Origin of the sequence: Paenibacillus arenilitoris, from assembly GCF_014705655.1 — a bacterium.
Taxonomy (GTDB): domain Bacteria; phylum Bacillota; class Bacilli; order Paenibacillales; family Paenibacillaceae; genus Pristimantibacillus; species Pristimantibacillus arenilitoris.
On record NZ_JACXIY010000014.1, the window covers coordinates 91,753 to 111,235 of the forward strand.

At 58.0% G+C, this 19,483-nt stretch carries 21 protein-coding genes; 3 read left to right on the plus strand and 18 right to left on the minus strand.

Going from position 1 to position 19,483, the window contains the following annotated elements:
* Window positions 1-49: 49 nt before the first annotated feature.
* The 9 genes from IDH41_RS11780 to IDH41_RS31935 form a co-directional block, all read right to left on the minus strand.
* Window positions 50-1,081, minus strand: a complete 1,032-nt coding sequence (locus IDH41_RS11780) for an HD-GYP domain-containing protein (RefSeq protein WP_190861213.1) — start codon at window positions 1,079-1,081, stop codon at window positions 50-52.
* Between the two features lie 95 nt (window positions 1,082-1,176).
* Window positions 1,177-1,785, minus strand: a complete 609-nt coding sequence (locus IDH41_RS11785; RefSeq protein WP_190861214.1) for a DedA family protein — start codon at window positions 1,783-1,785, stop codon at window positions 1,177-1,179.
* A gap of 34 nt (window positions 1,786-1,819) precedes the next feature.
* On the minus strand, window positions 1,820-2,461 hold the full coding sequence (locus IDH41_RS11790) for a permease prefix domain 1-containing protein (protein WP_190861215.1): 642 nt from the start codon (window positions 2,459-2,461) through the stop codon (window positions 1,820-1,822).
* A gap of 14 nt (window positions 2,462-2,475) precedes the next feature.
* On the minus strand, window positions 2,476-2,790 hold the full coding sequence (locus tag IDH41_RS11795) for a PadR family transcriptional regulator (RefSeq protein ID WP_190861217.1): 315 nt from the start codon (window positions 2,788-2,790) through the stop codon (window positions 2,476-2,478).
* A gap of 516 nt (window positions 2,791-3,306) precedes the next feature.
* The gene (locus IDH41_RS11800; RefSeq protein WP_190861219.1) at window positions 3,307-3,849 is read right to left on the minus strand and encodes an AAA family ATPase; all 543 of its coding nucleotides are present in this window, start codon (window positions 3,847-3,849) and stop codon (window positions 3,307-3,309) included.
* 65 nt (window positions 3,850-3,914) lie between these two features.
* Window positions 3,915-4,454 (minus strand): hypothetical protein, encoded by a 540-nt coding sequence (locus IDH41_RS11805; RefSeq protein WP_190861221.1) that lies wholly within the window; start codon window positions 4,452-4,454, stop codon window positions 3,915-3,917.
* Between the two features lie 26 nt (window positions 4,455-4,480).
* On the minus strand, window positions 4,481-5,275 hold the full coding sequence (locus IDH41_RS11810) for a helix-turn-helix transcriptional regulator (protein ID WP_190861223.1): 795 nt from the start codon (window positions 5,273-5,275) through the stop codon (window positions 4,481-4,483).
* A gap of 109 nt (window positions 5,276-5,384) precedes the next feature.
* Entirely contained in the window at window positions 5,385-5,762 is a 378-nt protein-coding gene (locus IDH41_RS11815) for a VOC family protein (protein ID WP_190861225.1), read from the minus strand.
* Window positions 5,763-5,843: 81 nt separating this feature from the next.
* A complete protein-coding gene (locus IDH41_RS31935; protein ID WP_190861227.1) occupies window positions 5,844-6,692 on the minus strand; it encodes an AraC family transcriptional regulator in 849 nt (282 codons plus the stop codon).
* A gap of 93 nt (window positions 6,693-6,785) precedes the next feature.
* Here IDH41_RS31935 and IDH41_RS11825 point away from each other — a divergent pair, with 93 nt between their 5' ends.
* Complete coding sequence (locus IDH41_RS11825; RefSeq protein WP_190861229.1) at window positions 6,786-7,889, plus strand: GIY-YIG nuclease family protein; 1,104 nt, start codon at window positions 6,786-6,788, stop codon at window positions 7,887-7,889.
* Window positions 7,890-7,964: 75 nt separating this feature from the next.
* Here the strand turns inward: IDH41_RS11825 and pruA are convergent, their stop codons facing one another.
* The 6 genes from pruA to IDH41_RS11855 form a co-directional block, all read right to left on the minus strand.
* Entirely contained in the window at window positions 7,965-9,512 is a 1,548-nt protein-coding gene (gene pruA, locus IDH41_RS11830) for an L-glutamate gamma-semialdehyde dehydrogenase (RefSeq protein WP_190861231.1), read from the minus strand.
* A gap of 54 nt (window positions 9,513-9,566) precedes the next feature.
* Window positions 9,567-10,469 carry an arginase gene (gene rocF, locus IDH41_RS11835; RefSeq protein WP_190861233.1) on the minus strand — a complete coding sequence of 301 codons (903 nt, stop codon included), beginning with the start codon at window positions 10,467-10,469 and terminating at the stop codon, window positions 9,567-9,569.
* Complete coding sequence (locus IDH41_RS11840) at window positions 10,466-11,692, minus strand: ornithine--oxo-acid transaminase (RefSeq protein ID WP_190861235.1); 1,227 nt, start codon at window positions 11,690-11,692, stop codon at window positions 10,466-10,468. Before IDH41_RS11840 ends, rocF begins: the two co-directional genes overlap by 4 nt.
* 560 nt (window positions 11,693-12,252) lie before the next feature.
* Window positions 12,253-12,549 carry a DUF6509 family protein gene (locus IDH41_RS11845; RefSeq protein WP_190861237.1) on the minus strand — a complete coding sequence of 99 codons (297 nt, stop codon included), beginning with the start codon at window positions 12,547-12,549 and terminating at the stop codon, window positions 12,253-12,255.
* A 103-nt stretch (window positions 12,550-12,652) separates the two neighbouring features.
* On the minus strand, window positions 12,653-13,585 hold the full coding sequence (locus IDH41_RS11850) for a manganese-dependent inorganic pyrophosphatase (protein ID WP_190861239.1): 933 nt from the start codon (window positions 13,583-13,585) through the stop codon (window positions 12,653-12,655).
* A 116-nt stretch (window positions 13,586-13,701) separates the two neighbouring features.
* Window positions 13,702-15,423, minus strand: coding sequence for a methyl-accepting chemotaxis protein (locus IDH41_RS11855; protein ID WP_223829662.1), 1,722 nt, complete (start codon window positions 15,421-15,423; stop codon window positions 13,702-13,704).
* Window positions 15,424-15,648: 225 nt separating this feature from the next.
* Between IDH41_RS11855 and IDH41_RS11860 the strand changes: the two genes are divergently transcribed.
* Window positions 15,649-16,200 (plus strand): hypothetical protein, encoded by a 552-nt coding sequence (locus IDH41_RS11860; RefSeq protein WP_190861241.1) that lies wholly within the window; start codon window positions 15,649-15,651, stop codon window positions 16,198-16,200.
* Window positions 16,201-16,320: 120 nt separating this feature from the next.
* Here IDH41_RS11860 and IDH41_RS11865 read toward each other — a convergent pair whose 3' ends face one another.
* On the minus strand, window positions 16,321-16,776 hold the full coding sequence (locus IDH41_RS11865; protein ID WP_190861243.1) for a hypothetical protein: 456 nt from the start codon (window positions 16,774-16,776) through the stop codon (window positions 16,321-16,323).
* A gap of 43 nt (window positions 16,777-16,819) precedes the next feature.
* Window positions 16,820-18,265 (minus strand): serine hydrolase domain-containing protein, encoded by a 1,446-nt coding sequence (locus IDH41_RS11870; RefSeq protein WP_190861245.1) that lies wholly within the window; start codon window positions 18,263-18,265, stop codon window positions 16,820-16,822.
* A gap of 228 nt (window positions 18,266-18,493) precedes the next feature.
* On the opposite strand from IDH41_RS11870, the gene IDH41_RS11875 reads away from it, so the two are divergent.
* A complete protein-coding gene (locus IDH41_RS11875) occupies window positions 18,494-18,748 on the plus strand; it encodes a hypothetical protein (RefSeq protein ID WP_190861246.1) in 255 nt (84 codons plus the stop codon).
* A gap of 23 nt (window positions 18,749-18,771) precedes the next feature.
* On the opposite strand, the gene IDH41_RS11880 is transcribed toward IDH41_RS11875, so the two are convergent.
* A complete protein-coding gene (locus IDH41_RS11880) occupies window positions 18,772-19,200 on the minus strand; it encodes an SRPBCC family protein (RefSeq protein WP_190861248.1) in 429 nt (142 codons plus the stop codon).
* Window positions 19,201-19,483 lie beyond the last annotated feature (283 nt).

Genomic DNA, 19,483 nt, shown 5'->3' on the forward strand with positions numbered 1-19,483 from the left:
ATGGACTTTCTCTTCGTTGTTTCGTTTTAGACGGGAACTGCGCCGCGTCTTAGGTTAGCACCGTCTCGATAAATACGGTCGGATGCTCCGCCAGGTCCAGCTCGGATATGCCGAGGAGCATGTCGCCGTCCGCTTGCACGATGCGGACGACCGGACGAGCCGGCAGCCCCCGGTGCTGGCGGACGACGACGCCGGTCTCCTTCGTCGAGAGACGCACCGCCGACCCGTTCGGGTACACGGAGACGTTCCTTATAAATTGCACGAGAATTTCATGATCGAGCTGCTGCTCCGACATGGCCATCAGCTTCTCGCATGCCTCGTCCGGCCGACAGCCTTCCCCGTCAAGCGAATTGATTAAATTGTCGTACATGTTGGCTGCGGCCACGATCTTCGCGTACGGGTGTATCTCCTGCGCGGACAAGCCCCGCGGCTCGCCTAATCCGTCGACCCGCTCGTGATGCTGCAGCGCGATATGCGCCGCCATCAGGCCGAATTCCTGCTTCGTCTTCAGCAGCTCGAAGCCGCGCCACGTATGATGCTCCCTCTTGCCGCTCTCCGGCTCTCCTCCCGCGGCGCGCTCGATCTTCCCGACGTCGTGAAGCAGCGCTCCGATCGCGAGCTCCTTCAGCTGGCTGTAATTCAAGCTCATATTCATCCCGATCACCGCGGAAATGACGCAGACGTTCAAGGCATGCACGTATTGCGCGTTATCCTTCGTCCGTATTTCGGTGAGCTGCAGCAGCAGCTCCTTGCTGCTCATGACGTCTTCCAGCACCCGGCCGACGCTCGTCCGGATCGTCCTCGAGCTCCATTCCTTCCCGGAGCGGATCGCCTCGAACATATCGTTCGTCTCCTGCAGCACTTCCCGCCTCGTCACCTCGCTTACCATCTCCTCCGGCATGACGTCGTCGAAAGCCGGATCATGAATGTACAGCATCGTCACGCCGATGCGGTTAAGCGTATTGACCATATAGACGGTAAGCGGCACGCCGGCAGCCAGCAGCACCCGCCCGTTCCCGGAATAAATCGACTTGCCGAGAACCTGTCCCGGCTCTACCTGTTCAAGACCTATATATTTCATGGCGACGTCCTCCGCTGTCTACGATCTGATCTATTCCCTATTATACGTGAATATCGATTCCGATTGTATCCAACTTTGGACGAGTCTGCCTTATATTAAACCTTTTTTCTCTTGCGGATGAACCATACGAGCGCGATGACGACGCCAAGAGCAAGCAGCGCATAAACGACGTTCGAGTAAATGTCCATGTAACCGACGATCGTTTCCCACGATGCGCCTACCGCCGCGCCGACGTTAACGAGCAGCACGTTCCAGATGAGCGAACCGAGCGTCGTCAGCGCGATAAACAGCCAAAAGTTCATGCGGGTGCTGCCGGCCGGGATGGAAATGAGGCTTCGGATGAGCGGGATCAGCCGGCATAGAAACACGGTCCATACGCCGTATTTCTCGAACCAGCCGTACGCCTTGCGGACGTCATCGTTCGTAAGCCTCAGGATGCGTCCCCACCGGTTGATGATTTTTTCCATTCTCGTGACGTCTATCAAATAACCGACGAAATACAACGCGACGGCGCCCGTAACGGAGCCAATCGTCGAGGCAACGACGACTCCCGCAATCGTCATGCCGGTATACGTCGTCATAAAGCCTCCGAAAGTAAGAATGACTTCCGACGGAATCGGAGGAAACAAATTTTCCAGCGCGATCAGCAGAAATACGCCCAAATAACCAAAATCGTTCATCATATCCGTAATCCAGTTCTCCACGTCCATGCACTCCTTTTGTTTCTCTATCGTCCGATTAAGACAAATGATCGTTCAGCTTGCGATGAATAAAAGCGTCCAGCAGCTTGTAGACGACGAACAAGCCGAAGAGGCCCGCGCCGTAAGCGGCGAATACCGCCTCGACGATCATGAACCACAGCGCATTCGAATCCATCAACCAGCGCGTCATTTCCGTCAACACGGCCAAGACGAGAGCGACCGCGATCCAGCCGATCATATAATAATGGGCATGAAGCTGGAACAGCGCGGTGTTTTTGGACAAGGAGAGCAGCTCCTTCACTTTGAACTGCGAGATCGCTTCGGCCGTCGCTTCCTCCTTCGACTTTCCCTGCTCCGTCAAGTCCGCGGCGTAATCCTCCAAATAATTGCGCAGCTCCGCCTTGTCGTCCTCGCTCATCGCCAGCTGCCCGACGTAAGCCCGGATATCGTTCTGCTTCCGGTACATCGCGTTCAGCCGGATATGCCCGATGTAATTTAACGCGCCCCACAGCACGGCGGTCGCGAAGGCCATGGCATAGCCCGCCGACAGCCAGGATTGGTCGTCCGGATCGTAGTATCGGTCGCAATAAAAAAACGCGACGCACATCGCCATGGACACTATCAGCAGCCAGCCGTACCGGATATCGCCCAAACTGAATGCTTTTCTCCATAAGTTCATCTTGCTCCGCCCTTTCAAATAAATCGGTTGACGATTTCATACGTTTTTTTCCAATCATGAATGTACCGCTCGAGAAGGAGGCGTCCCTCCTCCGTGATCGCATAGTACTTCCGCCTTCCGCCGTGGGTTTGATCCCCCCAATAGGATGAGACCGCCCCCTGCTTCTCCAGCCGCTTCAACGATAAATACAACGTCGCCTCCTGCAGCTCGAAGGCGCCGTCCGTCCGCTCCTTGACCGCCTTCGAGATTTCGTAACCATAGTTGTCCTTCTCCTTAATGATCGACAGGATCAGAAGATCTACGGTCCCCTTCAACATTTCCGTATTCAATCGCCGTACCTCCGCCTTCAAATTACCTTGTATACTTAAGTACATAAGTATCATAAGTTAAAGTACTTAAAAATGCAAGGTACTTTGGATAAAAAAAATAACGGGTTCTTCGAACCCGTTACACACTGAGTAACCGATGCAGGAGAAAGCGAATCTACCTGGTTCAGATGGTTGCTTCGAACTGCTGCAAAAAGGGATGTTTCGTTGCTAATTTCAAAATTTGAAACTGAATAGCTTTTCGCTGCATCCGCGAACGATTTAATATCAATTTCTGAAACTAATCCGCTCAAATCATCTATATCGCCCCGCGTCATCACTATCTAGTCTCAATATTTGAAATTAAATCCTGTCTCTGGGGTCACGTCCATCAATTCGTTTCAAAATTTGAAACTAAACGTTTCACTCGAGGGGACCTAGCCTATGCATGCATTCATCGTTAGCTGACAGACTCTGATTTCGAGGTCGGCGACGGCTCGTTAAGCTATACGCAATAAACGGGGCCTCGTTCGAGTCTCGTTACCCAATCCGCCCTTCCGATTGCGAGCGCGCGAGAATCTCGGCAACCGTCTCCTCTGGCGACAGATCCGTGGTGTCGAGCCACATGCCGATCCGCGGCGTTTCCTCGCGCAGCACCTGGTCCAGACCGGATACGGTCCAGATGCCGTATCCCTTCTTGGAACGGGCCGCTTCCCTGATTTCAACCGCTTCGACGGAAGGACAGAGAACGACGAGCGTTACCGGCCGGCTTCGTAAAAAAGCGAGAAACTCCTCCAATAGCGGGCCAATGACGACGTCCTGCATAACGACGGTGAAGCCGGCTTCGTAATAGGCGTCCGCCGACATCGCGGCAAGACGGTAACGAAGCCGAAGCTGCCCGAGCTCGGCGTCCTCGCTGTCCGGGCGAACCTCCTGCCGGTCGTTCACGATCATTCTCCGGAAGACATCGCCCCGCAGATGCACCGACTTCTCGAACCGCTCGGCCAACAGCTGTGCGACCGTTGACTTGCCGCTCGCCATAATGCCGGTTATTAGATATAAGCTGGGCTTATCGTTTAGCATGGCTTACCCTCTCTTTCCGGCAGAACAGGATGCGTCTCGCACCCTATCGCCTCATTAGCTGCTTCTTAGGGGATGGCCGCATTGGCCTCATCCTTCATCTCGTACACGGTAAACGAATCCTGTCGGATTTCAACGGAAATGACGGTGTTATCCCGTTCAAAAAAATGCACATGCCCGAGCCGATCATCCTTCCGCTCACGCCAGCCCGCCGCCTCCAAATCTTGAAAGTAGCGCTGCGGCGGATAAAGCCCCTGCTCGCCGCCAATGTCCGCGAGTTCGTACTCTGCTCCCCTCAGAATGTTCGGGTTGTGAAATATCGCCTCCCGCTGGATAGCACCCACAGGGATCAAAAACTGCTCGTTCACGGTTGACGGTTTATACCCGAGCCCCTCTTCGTACGCGGGCTTATCCGCGTCCGCGCAGCCAATCGGCACAAGCGCGCATGCGAGAATAAGAAGGAAGAGCAGCCCCTTTCTGCGCCGCCTCGCTCTTATCTCTCCTACTGTATCAACCTTGGCGAAACGTCTGTCCGCAAGCGAGCCGGCTTCGGCGACAGCAGGCCGTAATCGCGACCTTGTATCCGCTCCGTCTGCAACCTTATTCATCCACGGACCTCCTTTGCTAACAAAGCTTATTGATTGCTCGATTGAAGAAGCTGCCCCAGAAAGTTGTTCATTAAGAGCGGCAGCGAGATGAGGATCGGGGGATCGTCCAGCTTGGGGGGATGGAGGGTTACCCGCTGATGCGGAACCGGAGAATTTGGTTCTACGACGATCGGCTCCTTCGATCTGGTCCGCAGCGTATTGTGCGGAAGGAGGACGTCGACGGCCTGCATCCCCCATGATACGGACGTGGCCAAGAGGTAATAGGTTCCGGGCTTGACGTCGGTAAAGCAAAACTTGCCCAAGGAGGAGAGCAGCGTACCGTACAGCGGAAGCCCTTCGGGAATCGGTCTCGCGAACAAGCCGATCAGAATGACGCCTTCGAAGGGAACCGTCGCCTCGACGGTCCCCTCGATGACGCCGTATCTGGAAAGAATCGGGTAAGGCGTACGCCATTCGTCAAGCTGCCGCAGGGAGCGCAGGTGGTTGTCCGCCTGAAGCTTCGAATTCCGGAAGTGGGACGGCGTCACGCCGACCCGCTCGGTGAAGCGGGACGTGAAAGTGCCCAGGCTCTGCTGGCCGATCTCGAGGCCGATATCGCGTATGCTCAAATTCGTATGGAGAAGCAGCTCCTTGGCCTTCTGCAGGCGGAGCGAGGAGACGTAATACAGGGGCGACAGGCCGATCCTTTCTTTAAAAATACGAGCGAAGTGATACTGGCTATACCCGGCGTATCCGGCCAGCCCCGCGAGCAGATGCGGCTCGTAAATATGCCGATGGATATAAACGATCACCTCGTCGATTTCCGAATACCGGTCAGCCACCTTGTCCGCACTCCCTTTCCCCCATACGTATTGTTTGAATTAATAAATACAGAACACTAGTTCGTATTTATTTTACCACATATTTCAAACAATTCAATACGAAAGTTGATTACGCGAACAGACTGATCAAATTGCCGTCCGGGTCTTTGACGATCGCGTACCGCTGGCCCCAGAACGCGTCCCACGGCTCCCTGTACCCTTCGTAGCCGTCCCGGACGAGCGCGGCGTACCGCCCGTTCACGTCCTCGCCGCTCCCGCACGCGAACGCGAGCTCGATCCGGTGCCCCGACGGCTCGTCCCAGCCGCCGTACACGCCAATCGCCGTCTCACGCGTATCGAACGCGAGCCGGAAGCCGTCCTGCGCGACTTCCACATGCGGCTCCGCATCGGCGCTTTCCGGGATGTCGAGCCCGAGCGCGCGGTAGAACGCCAGCGCTTTTTTCATGTCTTTCACGACGATGCCGACCATATCCAGCTTGATTCCCATTGCGATCACTCCTACAATATTGTTTGATTCCTATTAAGCATACTTCATGCTTGTGCTATCCTATTGGAAAAAACGGACTTGTTACATACCGCTTTCGTCCATTGGTTTGACGGCGAACGCTTGGGCCGGCGGCAAGCCGTACATCCGCTTGAAGGCGCGAATAAGGTGCGACTGGTCGAAGTAGCCGAAGGTTAAAGCAGCGTCGGCGAACCGGTGCCCCGAGCTGCCGCGAAGCTCCTGCAGGAGACTCTGGAACCGGACGATATCGATAAGCTCCTTCGGACCCGCGCCCAGCTCTCTCTGAAACGTTCGGCGCAAGTTTCGTTCGCTGTAATTCGTCAGCTCCGCCAGCTGGCGGACGGACAGCTTGCCCCGGTGCGCGTAAATATACCCCATGCCGGTTTGCAGCAGATGGCCCTGATCGAGCTTCGCTTCCGCCAATCGGACGAGCAGCCGCGATTCCGCTTTTTCAATGATTTGCGCCATGTCGGCGGCTTCCGTCAGCTCATCGACCAGGAGCTCTGCTTCCGTACCCCATAAATCTTCGAGAGAGACGCGGTATCCGGCAAGGGCGGAGACGGGCGCTTTCAAAAAATGATGAACCGATTCCGCAAAGAAACGGATGCCGAAGGAAGCCGCATCGCCCGGCATGCCGATCGTTTCAAAGGTGGTCATCAAGCCCGATGCGAAAGCCGCGTTCGCCCCGGCGGCCGCTTTCAGGTCCACGATAATGTCCACGCAGCCGTCGGGAATGACCCGGTTCGGGATCGCTTCGCCCGCCGCGCGGCAATCGATCGTCCAATAACAGGCGACATAAGGCTCCAGGCGCTTGTCCGGCAAAAATTCCCGGTAACGGAAGCCCGAGTGCGCAGGCTCGAGCCGCAAGGCGGGCGGCTGCACGGGACGACAACGGGTCAGAATGGGGATCACTTCCTTTCATCGGCGGCCAATGGCCGAACGAGTTCGCATTTTATACGCCACCCGTCCATTATAAATGAAAATCCGCGAGGAGGATAACCGCACATGCCGTTCACGTTCAACGCCGGCGAATACCCGGAGCTTCCCGGCTGTTATTTGATGAGAAACGCGGAGGGCGACATCCTGTACGTCGGCAAATCCAAAAGCCTGCGGAACCGGCTGCGCTCCTATTTCACGAAAAATCACGAGCTGAAGCGGATCCGGCAGCTCGTCGGCGAAATCGCCTCCATCGAGGTCGTTCTCGTCAACAACGAGGCCGAAAGCCTGCTTCTGGAGAACAATTTGATCAAGCTGCACAAGCCTCCCTACAATCGGGCGCTCAAGCGGGACGACACCGGCTACGCCTACCTGCGGCTTACCGCCGAGCGGTACCCCAGGCTGGAATTGTACTTCCGCGGCAGCGGGGAACAGCACGCCGACGCCGATCCGGACGGGTTGCCGCGCCTCGGTCCGATCAAGGATTCGGGCTATCGGGATACGCTCTTCGCGTTCATTTCGGACCATTACGGGCTCAGGACATGCGAGACGATGCCGAAGAAGGTGTGCCTACTGTACCATATCGGCAGGTGCTGCGGCATTTGCGAGGGCAAGGTGACGGATGCCGAATACGCGGAGCGTGCTCGGGCGGCCGCGCGGCTTCTTGCGAACAAAGGGGAAGGGTTGATCGAAGCCTTGTACCGGCAAATGGAAGACTACGCCGCCAGACTGGAGTTCGAGAGGGCGCAGAAGCTGCTCGTCGGCATTCGCAGCTTGGAGCAGGCGGCCGGCAAACAGATCGTCGAGCGGGAAGCCGACATCGATCAGGACGTGCTTTATTTCGGAGAGGACCACGTGATGATCGCCGAGGTTCGGGAAGGGATGCTGCGCGACTTTCGGCTCGAGGCGCTTGACCGGACGACGGAAGAGGCGGCTTGCGATCTTTTTTTGATCGAACGGTATGCGGGGGAGAGGCCGGACGAGCTGATCGTGAACGCCGTCGCCGACCCGAACAGCGTGCGCGCGGCTTTGCGCCGCAGAGGGGACAAGCCGCTAACGATCACGCAGCCGAAGCGAGGGGTCAAGCGCGAGCTGCTGCAGCTGTGCAAAACGAACTACGAGTACCGGCTGGACCGTCTTCGCGGCGAAGGCCGAACGGGGGGCCAAGCTTAACGCCGCCGGCAAGATCCGCATTTGAGGTCACCAGTACGGTTCTGGTCGACCTCATTTTTTTCCGAGATGCCCGCGTCAGAGCCGCTCCGACACGACCTTCGCCTGCGTGAACAGCAGCAAATAATCCCGCCCGCCCGCCTTCGAGTCGGTACCGGACATGTTGAAGCCGCCGAACGGGTGAACGCCGACGAGCGCGCCCGTGCATTTGCGGTTAAAATACAGGTTCCCGACGTGGAATTGCTCGCGCGCCTGCTCCAGCCGGAGCCTGTTCCGCGAGATGACCGCGCCCGTCAAGCCGTATTCGGTGTTGTTGGCGATGTCGAGCGCCGCGTCGAAGTTGGCCGCTTTGATGAACGCCAGCACCGGGCCGAATATTTCCTCCTGGGCGACGCGGGCGTACGGCTCGACGTCCTTGACGATCGTCGGCTCGATGAAGTAGCCGCTGCTATCCCCCGTTTTGCCGCCGTGCACGATGACGCCTTCGCCGCGGCCGACCTCGATGTATTTCAGAATGCTGATATACGCCCGCTCGTCGATGACCGGCCCAACGTCGGTATGCTCCTCGTGCGCCTTCCCGAGCCGCAGCTTCATCGTCCGCTCGACGACCTTCTCGATCACCTCGTCGTAGACGAGCTCGTGCACGACGGCGCGGGAGCACGCGGAGCACTTCTGACCGGCGTAGCCGAAGGCGGACGCGGTGATCGCGTCGGCCGCGAGGTCGAGATCGGCGTCCTCGTCGACGATGATCGTGTCCTTCCCGCCCATCTCGGCGATGACGCGTTTCAGCCATTTCTGATCCGGCTGCGCGAGCGACGCCTTCTCGTAAATGCGCAGGCCGATCTCCCGCGAGCCGGTGAAGCAGACGAAGCGGGTCAGCGGATGCTCGACGAGAAAGTCGCCGATTTCGGTGCCCGCGCCCGGCAGGAAGTTGACGACGCCGTCGGGCAGCCCCGCTTCGTCCAGCAGCTCGACGAATTTGGCCGCGACGACCGACGTCGCGCTGGCCGGCTTCAGGACGACGGCATTGCCCGCGACGACGGCCGCCATCGTCATCCCCGCCATGATCGCGAGCGGAAAATTCCACGGCGGGATAATGATGCCGACGCCGAGCGGAATGTAGACGAGCTCGTTATCTTCGCCCGTTATCGAGACGAGCGGCTGCGGCTCGGCAAGCCGTTCCATCTCCCGCCCGTAAAATTCGAGAAAATCGATCGCCTCCGCCGTATCGGCGTCGGCTTCGACCCAGCTTTTGCCCGCCTCGAAGACGAGCCAGGCGGAGAATTCGTGCTTCCGCCGCCGCAGCAGCGCGGCCGCCTTGTACAGCACCTTCGCCCTCGCGGCCGGCGGCACCCGCTTCCAATGCTCGAACGCGGCGGACGCCGCAAGGATCGCCGTATGCGCCAGCGCCGTATCGGCCTGCGACACGACGCCGACGAGCTGATTGACTTGGGACGGGTTAATCGACTTGCGCTTCGTGACCGTCTCGATCCGATCCGGCCCGATCTTCAGCATGTATTCGCGTCCCAGCTCCGACTCCACCTTCCGGAGCGCTTCCTGAAAGTCCTGGATATGATCGGTAACCGAAAAATCGGTGAACGGCTCGTTCCGGAACGGCACCCGCATCGGCCTATCCCCTCCTGTTACATGGATTTGTTAGCGCAACCTTACGCTTATCACTTACAATATCTGCTCCCCAAGCAAAGAGCCGATCAGCTCCACGGCAAGCTTCGCCGTCTGGTCGTTCGAGTCGAGACGCGGATTGACCTCCACGAACTCGGCCGACGTGACCAGCTCCGATTGATACAACAGCTCCAGCGCCAGATTGGCTTCCCGGTAGCTTAGTCCGCCCCGGACGGGCGTCCCCGTCCCGGGCGCTTCGCGCGGATCGATGCTGTCGATGTCGAAGCTGACGTGCACCCCGTCGGTCGATTTCGCCAGATGCGAGATGACGTTCTCCATGACCCTGACGATGCCGAGCCGGTCGATATCGTGCATCGTGTAGCAGACAATGCCGAGCGAGCGGATATAGGCCTTCTCGCCGGGATCGAGCGATCGCGCCCCGACGATCGCGACATGCTCCGGCGCAAGCTTCGGGATGATCCCCTTCAGACCCGTAAGCTGCGGAACCCCGCGGCCGAGGCTGATGCCGAGCGCCATGCCGTGAAGATTGCCCGACGGACTCGTATCCTCCGTGTTCAGGTCCGAATGCGCGTCGAACCAAATGACGCCGAGCCTCTCGTAATGCCGGGCCAGCCCCGCGACCGTGCCGACCGAGATGCTGTGATCGCCGCCGAGGACGAGCGGGAACGCGCCTTGACGGACGAGCTCCGATACGCGGTCCGCCAGCCTGCCGCACACGTCCAGCACTTCCGCGAGCCGCTTGGCGTTCCTCGCCTTGATGGGCGGCAGCGCGCCGGGACGGCTGATTTCGTCCGTCATTTGATAAGCGATGCCCAGTTCCTTCAGCTTCTCCGGCAAGCCGGCGGCATGGATAAGATGCGCCGGGCCGAGCTCCGCTCCGGGAATGGCCGCCCCTTGCCCGAAAGGAACCTTAACGATGGCGACGTTCCGATTGTTCATGTGCCCTGACCTCCCCCGCTCTCGCTGCCGCTGCCCGCAAAAACAAGCCCGATCCTCTCCATGGCGAAATCAAGCTCCGCTTCCGTAATGACGAGCGGCGGCGCCAGCCGGATGACGCGTTCATGCGTTTCCTTGCACAGCAGGCCGAGCCGCATCAGCTTCTCGCAGTAAGGGCGCGCCGGCGACTTCAGCTCGATTCCGATAAACAGGCCGCGCCCTCTGATCTCGGCGATGTCCGGATGGTTCAGGGTGCGAAGCTTCGCCATGAAATACCAGCCGAGCGCGTCCGACCGCTCCGCGAGCTTCTCCTCCTCGGTTACCTCGAGCGCGGCGATCGCCACGGCGCATCCGAGCGGATTGCCGCCGAACGTGGAGCCGTGCGAGCCCGGCTCGAACACGTCCATGACGCTCGAATCGGCGGCGACGGCCGATACCGGCATGACGCCCCCGCCCAGCGCCTTGCCCAAAATGTATATGTCGGGAACGACCCGCTCCCAATCGCAGGCGAAGCGCCGTCCGGTCCGACCGAAGCCGGTCTGGATCTCGTCGGCCGCGAGCAGCACCCCGCGCTCCGCGCATAGCGCGGCAACGCCGGCCAAATAGCCGTCCGGCGGAAGGCGGACGCCCGACTCCCCCTGGATAGGCTCGATCAGCACGGCGGCCGTGTTCGGAAGGATCGCCGCCTTAAGCGCGTCCAGATCGCCGTAAGGGACGATCCGAAAGCCCGGCGTGAACGGCCCGAACCCTTCCTTGTAGGCCGGCGTGGACGAGAAGGAGGTCACGGTCAGCGTCCGGCCGTGGAAATTGCCCTCGAACGCGATGATCTCCGCCTGCTCGGGCGGGATCCGCTTCACGCCGTACGCCCAGCGCCGGATCGCTTTGATCGCCGTCTCCACCGCCTCCGCGCCGGTATTCATCGGCAGCACCCGCTCCTTGCCCGTGTACGCCGCCACCTTCCCGCAGAACTCGCCGAGCCGGTCGTTGTGGAACGCCCGGGACGTAATCGTCGCTTTATCCGCTTGCTTCTTCAACGCTTCGATAATGCGGGGATGGCGATGGCCTTGATTCAAAGCCGAATACGCGCTGAGCATGTCGAGGTAGCGCATGCCTTCCGAATCCTCCACCCACGCGCCCTCCGCGCGGCTAATGACTATCGGCAGGGGATGGTAATTGCGGGCGCCGTACTTCTCCGCCAGTTCGATTTCCCTCCGTGCCCCGTTCATCGCCTGCTCCTTTCCGCGTCATTCGCAAAAAATAGCCGTTTTTGAATGTTATGCGGCCGAAGGGCGACAAATAACAGCGGGACGGGCCAAAAAAACCGAACGAAGGGAGGGAATAAGACGGCAGGCCGTCATGTTCGATTCGCCGGGGTCGGAAAAGAGGCCGTCTCCGTCTCATTGATCTCGCCTTGGGTCGATTCCGTTCCTCAGGCTGCTCGCTTACGCGAACTTTTGCAGGCGGCTGCCCGGGGAGCATTGAGCAGGGTCCGGCCGGGTCCTCCGGGTCCAAAGAACATGTCTAGTTTCAACTTTTGCAATTATTCCGGCTCAAAGGCCGCCAGGCGGCATTTTAAGTTCAACTATTGCAACAAACGAACGGGTTTACGGAGTTTTATGAGCGAGGGGAGCGCATTAGGTTCAGAATGTGAAACTACAGCGCAATCGAATGAAGCAAACATGGAGTTAGTCTCATTTTTTGATACTTCTCAACGGCGATCCAGCCATGTCAAAAGGCAGCCGACCTTTTGTCCTTTTGTCGGCTGCCTCCATCCACGCCACTGCGGTTACGCTTCCGCTTCCCGCGCATGCTCTGTGCAAAACGCGAGCACCATCCGCTCCTCGTCTTCTTCCAGCTCGAAATCGATATACTTGTTCGACGTCGTCGTCAGAAATTCGTACTTGGCGATGCGCGACCCGCTCTCCTCGTCCACGTAGACGACCCGCAGCGTAACGCCTTCCTCCTGATGCAGCTCGTCATCCTCGGGCACGTTCAGGTCAAGCAGGAACTCATACCGTGTACCGCTCAAAATTCCGTACGGGTCCAATACCCGCTCCACGCTGTATTCCGTTATCTCAAACATGCTGCCGCCTCCCTCCTTCTTCGGATATTCATACAAAAAGCAGCCTGAAACTTGGAGAACCAAGCTTCAGGCTGCCGCTTATCGATGGCCGCGCAGCGAGCCCTTACAGGCTGCTGAGCGTCTCGGTCAATACCGGTACGATTTGCGATTTGCGGGACACGACGCCTTTGAGCAGCGCTTTGTTGTCGGACAGCGTTACGTTGTACGCCTTCTCGACGGCATCGGCCTTCGCGCCGAGCGCAAGTGCAACGGAATCGTTGTTCAGGATGTCCGTTACGACGAGCACAAACAGGTCAAGGCCTTTGGTCGCGATAATGTCGTTCAGAGCCGCTTCCAGCTCCGCTTGGCGGGACAGCACGTCATTCGTGTCCACCGCGTTCACCTGCGCGATTTCGACCTTGTAGCTGCCCATCGAAAATTCTTTCGCGTCGAGCGAGATGAGCTGGGCGATCGTTTTGTCGCTCAGGTCGGCGCCGGCTTTAAGCATGTCCAATCCGTATTTCTCGGCGTCAACGCCCGCAATTGCCGCAAGCTCGCGCGCCGCCGCAACGTCCTGCTCCGTGCAGGTCGGCGATTTGAACAGCAGGGAGTCGGAAATAATCGCGGAAAGCATAAGGCCGGCGATTTCCTTGCGGATCTCGACGCCGTTTTCTTTGTACAGCTTGTTCAGGATCGTCGCCGTGCAGCCGACGGGCTCTGCGCGGAAGTAAAGCGGCGCGCTCGTTTCGAAGTTCGCGACGCGGTGGTGGTCGATAACCTCCAAAATTTGAACGCGGTCGATATCGTTCGCGCTTTGTTGGCGCTCGTTGTGGTCAACCAAAATAACGGTATCCGTCTCGTCGGCCACGTTCTCGATCAAACGAGGAGCCGCGACGCCGAAATAGTTCAAGGCGTATTGCGTTTCGCCGTTAACATCGCCCAGGCGGATCGCTTCCACGTCCGCGCCCAGCTTCGTCTTCAGCTCCGCGTACGCAATCGCCGATGTAATCGTGTCCGTGTCCGGGTTTTTATGCCCGAAAATAAGTGTTTTCGTCATTACCAGTACTCCTTACTCTTATTAGGTTGTTTTATACACCATTATAACTTTAAGTGTACCTTATTCCTATACCTTTACACCGAATTGCCACATTAATTTTATGAAACCCCATCCGATTATACAACAAATCGCTTGCCCAGCGAAGTCAGCTCGTCCGACATCGAGCGGATCGACTCCGCAGACGCGCTGACCTCGTCCATCGAGACGATCTGCCCGTTCGAGTTGTCCGCGATTTGTTCGAAGTGGAGCGCCGCCCGGCGCGAGATGCGCTCCATCTCCTCGACCGACGCCGAGACCTCCTCGGACTCGGCCGATACTTGCTCCGACGCGGCGGATACTTCGTGCAGCTGCTCGTTCACCTTGGAGAGACCCGCCAGAATCGAATGGAAAGCGGCGCCGGCGTCCTTCACCAGATGGAGCCCGGACTGCACCTTCTCCGCGTTCGTCTCCATGCTCGCCGACAGCCGCGACGTTTGCTCCAGGATCGCCTCGATCAACTCACCGATTTGCGTCGCCGACTGCTGCGACTGCGTCGCGAGCTTGCGCACCTCCTCGGCCACGACGGCAAAGCCCTTGCCGTGCTCGCCCGCGTGCGATGCCTCGATGGCCGCGTTCAGCGCCAGCAAATTCGTCTGCTTCGCGATGGCCGCCATGACCGTCGAGATGTCGCCGATTTCCCCGGACCGGCTCTCCAGATGCTTCGTCGCCCTCCGCATTTGCTCCGCGGTATCGTGAATGGCCTCCATCTCGCTCATCGCATGCACGATCATCGCGTTGCCCTTCTCGGTCTGCTCCATCGTGGCCTGGGCTACGTCGGATACGATCGCGGCCGATTCGGTAATGCGAAGCATGCCGTGCGTCACGCCCTCGACCGCCTTCGTCATGTCGGCCGCCCGAATGACCTGGATATTCGCGCCGCCCGACGCTTCCTGGATGCTCGAGGCGATCAGACGGCTCGCATCCGTGGTGCTGCGCGCATGCCGCGATACGCCATCCGACGCGCGCAGCAGCTTCTCCGAGGCGTCCCTCATACTCTTGATCGACGTGCGCGTATTGGTTACCAGCTGCTGGAACGTGTTCGCCAAGTGCCCGATCTCGTCCTTGCGGTCCGCCTTGATGAAGACCGTCAAGTCGCCTTCCCGCACTTTCGCCACCTGCGAAGTCAGCTTCTGCAGCGGCCTGGTCAAGTAGGCGGCAAGTAAAACGACAAGGATGATGCCGCCCGCGATCAGGCCGATCGTCACGTAAAGCGTCGTCTTGCGGTTCGCGTCCATGAGCGCGTACACGTTCGTCGCGTCGAAGTCCGCCCCGAGAATGCCGAGCAGCCGGCCGTCCTCGCTCCTTATCGGCACGTAGGCCGTGATCGTCGCTCCGTACTCCGGATCGTTGGTCAGCTCGCCCGTTTGCGGCGCGCCTTCGGCGAAGGCTCTCACCATGCCCGGGTATTCGTTCTCCTCCTGGTCGCCGAGCGCCGAGAAGTCCTCGCTGTCCACGTCCGGCGGCGCGCCGTCGACGACGTAATAATAGATGTCGCTCCCTTCCCGCTCCGTCTTCGCGAGCGTATACAAATATTTCAGTCCGTTCATTTCTCTAAGCTCGTTCAGCTGCGCGCGAAGCTTGCTGTAGTATTCCGTCTCGCCGGCTTCCACGGTAATGCCTTCGTAGGCTTTCGCGTCGATCAGCTTCGCGGCGTGCTCCGCCACGCGCCTCGCCTGAGCGCCCAGCGATTCCTCCACGAGCCCGGTCGCCGAACGGTAAATCGTGAAGGCCAGAATCCCCCCCGCCAGCAGGATCAGACATGAGAAAAACAATACCATCCTCGTCAATAAACGATTCAAACGAAATGCCCCTTCCTCTATGATCGAAAAATAGGTCTTTGACACTATTTTACAAGATTCGACGGCAATTCCGCTATTCATTTATTAATAGAATGGAAGGATTACTACCGTGTGCTTGAATTGAGGAGTTACCATCTTTGCTTTGCCGTATCTCGGCTAATCGCTGTAACCTTTCCCCGCCTCATCGCGTCTATCTGAAAAACCGATACGGAAGAGGGGAATGTCATGAGAGTCGGACTTGTATTCCTGCTCGCACTGCTGCTCTCGGCATGTGGAACCAAGGAGCAGATTAAGGAAATCGACGCGGATGTGCTGGAGCGTATGAACAATCCAAAGCTTGCGCACCGAGACGAATTGTTCGAGTTGAAGCTGAATATCGGGAAGACGACTTTTTCGGCCAATGAACCGATCTCGTATTCCGCCAGCCTGACGTATATCGGAGACGGAGATTCGTTCACCGTTTGGGGCAGCCATACGATTGTAGCATTCCGAATTACGAACGGACTGGATTTTGATATGGAGGGAGCAAGTACGTCGGAGCTGGCGGCTACGAAGCTGCTGAAGAACAAGACGGTCTTGTACCCTTTTGTAAAGAGTGGCGGTTATAGTCATGATGACCCCAATGCGGATTTTTGGCGACAATTTTATAGCCGGAAGGAACTCGTTTTGCCCCAGGGTAACTATCTGATTGAGGCAGTCTGCGTATTTTCACTCGATGAATCTGTCGTTGACAGTCATTATAACGAAAGCGTCTATACGATGATCACGGTGGAGTAGGAGATCATACGAGAAGGAATTAGAGCGTTAATTATCAGCTTTGCAAAAATAAAGGACGAGGCGGCAGTCCCGGACTGCTAGATCGAGTCCTGAACCGCCGCCGATTGGCCTCGTGCTTCGTTAACAGATCGTGAAGTGTTTATGCGCTACTTGGATTTGATGCCGCTCCGCCCATGCCTCCATCTGCTTGATCCCCCGGTCTTCTTGCTCGAGGAAGCGGAAGCTTAATTCGTAGGGAACCAGCTTCTTGTTGATCGGCTTGATGCCGATGACGGGCCTGAAATAGCCCATCACGAGAACCGCATCGATTCCCTTCGCTTCGACGGTCCTGCCGTCCACTACGATGCGCCCGGATTCGCAAACGACTTCGAATGGCTTCATCCGCGCTCTGCGGAACGCGATAGCGAGCATAATGACGATCGCGACGATCAGTCCGACAGTGAGATAGGAGAGGTAGAGAAGATCATGATCGGTTCCGAATAATAGATATAGCATGATGCCCAGCGTCAGACCTAGCACCAGCAGCGTTGCGATTTGAGACGGATGCCTGGCTGTACGGCTCGTGCTGCCGCTCATGCATCTCCCTCCTTCTTCCAAAGCGAAGGCTCCGTTATTTGAACTACTCCCTCGTTTCAAGCCCCCGAATCGCGGGCTGCTCGGGCATGACGTTCGACAGGTTGATCATTTCGATACGCTCCCCCTCGTCTTCAAACCGGATCCGGCTCGTAAAAGCGAACGGCGTTTCGATGTACCTCGTCGTCAGCTCCAGCGTATTCTCTTCCGGCCAGGTAAAGCTTGCGACGACGCAAGCATCCGCCGCATCGTTCAGCAGGCGGGATGCGCCTTCCGCCCATTCGCCCCGGCCGGCCGTCAAGCGATGCTCCCCATTCGCCTTGCCGATCGCGACAATGGCTTTATCCGCCTCAAAGGAGACGGACACGCTCTCCCATTGATAAGCATTGTCTTCAAGCTGGTAGGCTTTGCCGCCGACGACGGCCTCCGCGGGGGAAATCGGCCGCAGCCCGGGCGGCCGAAGGGCGAGCTCCTGAAGCGCCGCATTAAGCTCGGCTTGCAGCTCCAGGTCCGGGGCAAGCGGCGACGATGCCATGGGCGGAAGCAGATGCTCCCAAGCCGCGTTCATGACGCCTTGCATGTCGTTCGTGCCGCTCGTAATCGCCAGCACGGCATCCCGCTCCGGCATGACGATGCAGAACTGGCCGAACGCGCCGTCGCCCCGGTACAAGCCGTGCCGGCACCGCCAGAACTGATAGCCGTAGCCTTGCGCCCAGTCGCTCTCTCCGCCGTCCCCGTTCGCGATTTGTTTCGATGTCGCTTCCTCGATCCACGCTTCGGACAGCAGCTGCTTCCCGTTCCAAACGCCCTTCTGCAAATAAAGCTGGCCGAACTTCGCGATATCCTCGGTGGCGACGCTCAGTCCCCAGCCGCCTGTATGAACGCCGCGGGGGCAGCTCTCCCAGGTCGCGCCCTCGATGCCGAGCGGTTCAAGCAGCCGCGGCCGCAAGTAATCGAGCAGCGTCTGTCCGGAGGCCTTCTGCAGAATGGCCGACAACATATAGGTCGCTCCGCTGTTATACACAAAATGAGTGCCTGGGACGTGCTCGACGGGAGCGGACAGGAAAGCTTTCGCCCAGTTGCCGTCCTCGCGCTGCTGCAGCAGGCTTAGCGTATCCTTGTCGTGGCCCGTGCCCATCATCAGCAAATGGCGGATCGTCATGGCCGCCAAATTCGGATCGGCCTCCTCCGGAACTTCCTCCGGAAAATACGAGACGACCGCATCGTCCAGCGTCAGCTTCCCTTCGGCTGCGGCGAACCCGATCGCCGATGAGGTGAAGCTTTTGCTAAGCGAGAACAGCATATGGGGGAGATGCGGGGCATACGGCGCCCACCAGCCTTCCGCCACGACTTGCCCGTGCCTAAGCAGCATAAGGCTGTGCAGCTCCAGCTCCCGTTCCTGAATCGCCTTCAAAAAATCGATGACGGCCGCGGAGGAAATTCCTTGCGCTTCCGGTACGCTTCTGGGCAGACGCAGACTTGTCCGTTCCATCCTTCCATGCCTCCTTTTATTCTACCGACTCCCTACTAACATACTGCAATTGGAGAGAATCGGCAATTCAATTGCGAGCGCTCTCATCTTCAAGACCGCCGCCTTCGCGCCCGGCCTCTCTATTTCACAATTCATCCATCCGTTAGCCCTTTTCATAGAATCCGTCAAAACGTACAAGCATCCCCCCGCAAGACCCATATATTACAGAAGAACAGGAGCGTGATAGAGATGCCTCACAAAGGCAAAGACAAAGGCAATAACGACAACGGAAGCAGCAGGAGCGATCATGCCGCGATGGTTTCCCTGCTCAATCAGCTTGCGATCGGTCAAGTCGTTGACCGGGTCAACATAGATAGCGGAGCCAGCATCGTGGGGGTGAAATGGAACGGCCTTGCAGGCGGCAACGCGAACTTCGTGGCCGCCCCGGCTTTCAAAATATCGATTCCGGTCCATAAAATCATTTCGATCGAGCTATCGTCCTGAAAGGAGCTTGTCCCCCGAAATCGTTAAAACTTTCTTTCCTGATAGGGAAGCCCCTTCCCCTCTTCGCAGTACGTTTTGAGACTATACAGAAACATCGCCCAGTTGTAGTTGCAAGACCGGAAGAACGGCGTCACTTCCTTCCAGTTCATATGACGCAAAGTAATGGCGGTCTTCCCGTTCTTCTCCTCGAGCTCGAAGGAAATAACGGTATCGATCCATTCCGGATCCGAATCGACGCAGCGCCAAACGACCCGGCTTCCTGCAGCCATTTCCTCGATGCGCATCTTCGTCAGGTCGTTGCTCCCGAATCGGAACTCGTTCGTAAGGCCCGGCTCGCGATGGACGACAAGCTCGTTCGTCCATATCTCCGACAGCCCCTCGGCGGTGGTCAATGCTTCATACACCTTGGAGGCGGGCGCATGAACGGTTTGCAAATGCTCGATGTTGGCCATGTTATTCCCCTTTCCGCGCCTTTATTGGCGTCGACTCCCTTAGGATAGCATTACGCCCCTGCTGCCGTTTCTTATGAATTGCTAAGTTGGGCGCGGCATAGAACGGTCTCGATTACCCGGACGGATACTATCCTCCAGTTCCCGTAGTTGCTGAGGGCATAAGCAACTATATAACGAACGGGAGCCGCCGGGTAATATACGGAAGTATAAAATGAGTCAATGGAGGTACCATCCTACTCCCTGCCAAAAGGAGAGGTTTCTTTGTTTACTCTCGTATACGATG

Coding starts and splice junctions, on each gene's coding strand:
- IDH41_RS11780 (WP_190861213.1), bottom strand. CDS start 1,081: ATGAAATATATAGGTCTTGAACAGGTAGAGCCGGGACAGGTTCTCGGC.
- IDH41_RS11790 (WP_190861215.1), bottom strand. CDS start 2,461: ATGAACTTATGGAGAAAAGCATTCAGTTTGGGCGATATCCGGTACGGC.
- IDH41_RS11800 (WP_190861219.1), bottom strand. CDS start 3,849: ATGCTAAACGATAAGCCCAGCTTATATCTAATAACCGGCATTATGGCG.
- IDH41_RS11805 (WP_190861221.1), bottom strand. CDS start 4,454: ATGAATAAGGTTGCAGACGGAGCGGATACAAGGTCGCGATTACGGCCT.
- IDH41_RS11815 (WP_190861225.1), bottom strand. CDS start 5,762: ATGGGAATCAAGCTGGATATGGTCGGCATCGTCGTGAAAGACATGAAA.
- IDH41_RS11825 (WP_190861229.1), top strand. CDS start 6,786: ATGCCGTTCACGTTCAACGCCGGCGAATACCCGGAGCTTCCCGGCTGT.
- pruA (WP_190861231.1), bottom strand. CDS start 9,512: ATGCGGGTGCCGTTCCGGAACGAGCCGTTCACCGATTTTTCGGTTACC.
- rocF (WP_190861233.1), bottom strand. CDS start 10,469: ATGAACAATCGGAACGTCGCCATCGTTAAGGTTCCTTTCGGGCAAGGG.
- IDH41_RS11840 (WP_190861235.1), bottom strand. CDS start 11,692: ATGAACGGGGCACGGAGGGAAATCGAACTGGCGGAGAAGTACGGCGCC.
- IDH41_RS11845 (WP_190861237.1), bottom strand. CDS start 12,549: ATGTTTGAGATAACGGAATACAGCGTGGAGCGGGTATTGGACCCGTAC.
- IDH41_RS11850 (WP_190861239.1), bottom strand. CDS start 13,585: ATGACGAAAACACTTATTTTCGGGCATAAAAACCCGGACACGGACACG.
- IDH41_RS11860 (WP_190861241.1), top strand. CDS start 15,649: ATGAGAGTCGGACTTGTATTCCTGCTCGCACTGCTGCTCTCGGCATGT.
- IDH41_RS11865 (WP_190861243.1), bottom strand. CDS start 16,776: ATGAGCGGCAGCACGAGCCGTACAGCCAGGCATCCGTCTCAAATCGCA.
- IDH41_RS11870 (WP_190861245.1), bottom strand. CDS start 18,265: ATGGAACGGACAAGTCTGCGTCTGCCCAGAAGCGTACCGGAAGCGCAA.
- IDH41_RS11875 (WP_190861246.1), top strand. CDS start 18,494: ATGCCTCACAAAGGCAAAGACAAAGGCAATAACGACAACGGAAGCAGC.
- IDH41_RS11880 (WP_190861248.1), bottom strand. CDS start 19,200: ATGGCCAACATCGAGCATTTGCAAACCGTTCATGCGCCCGCCTCCAAG.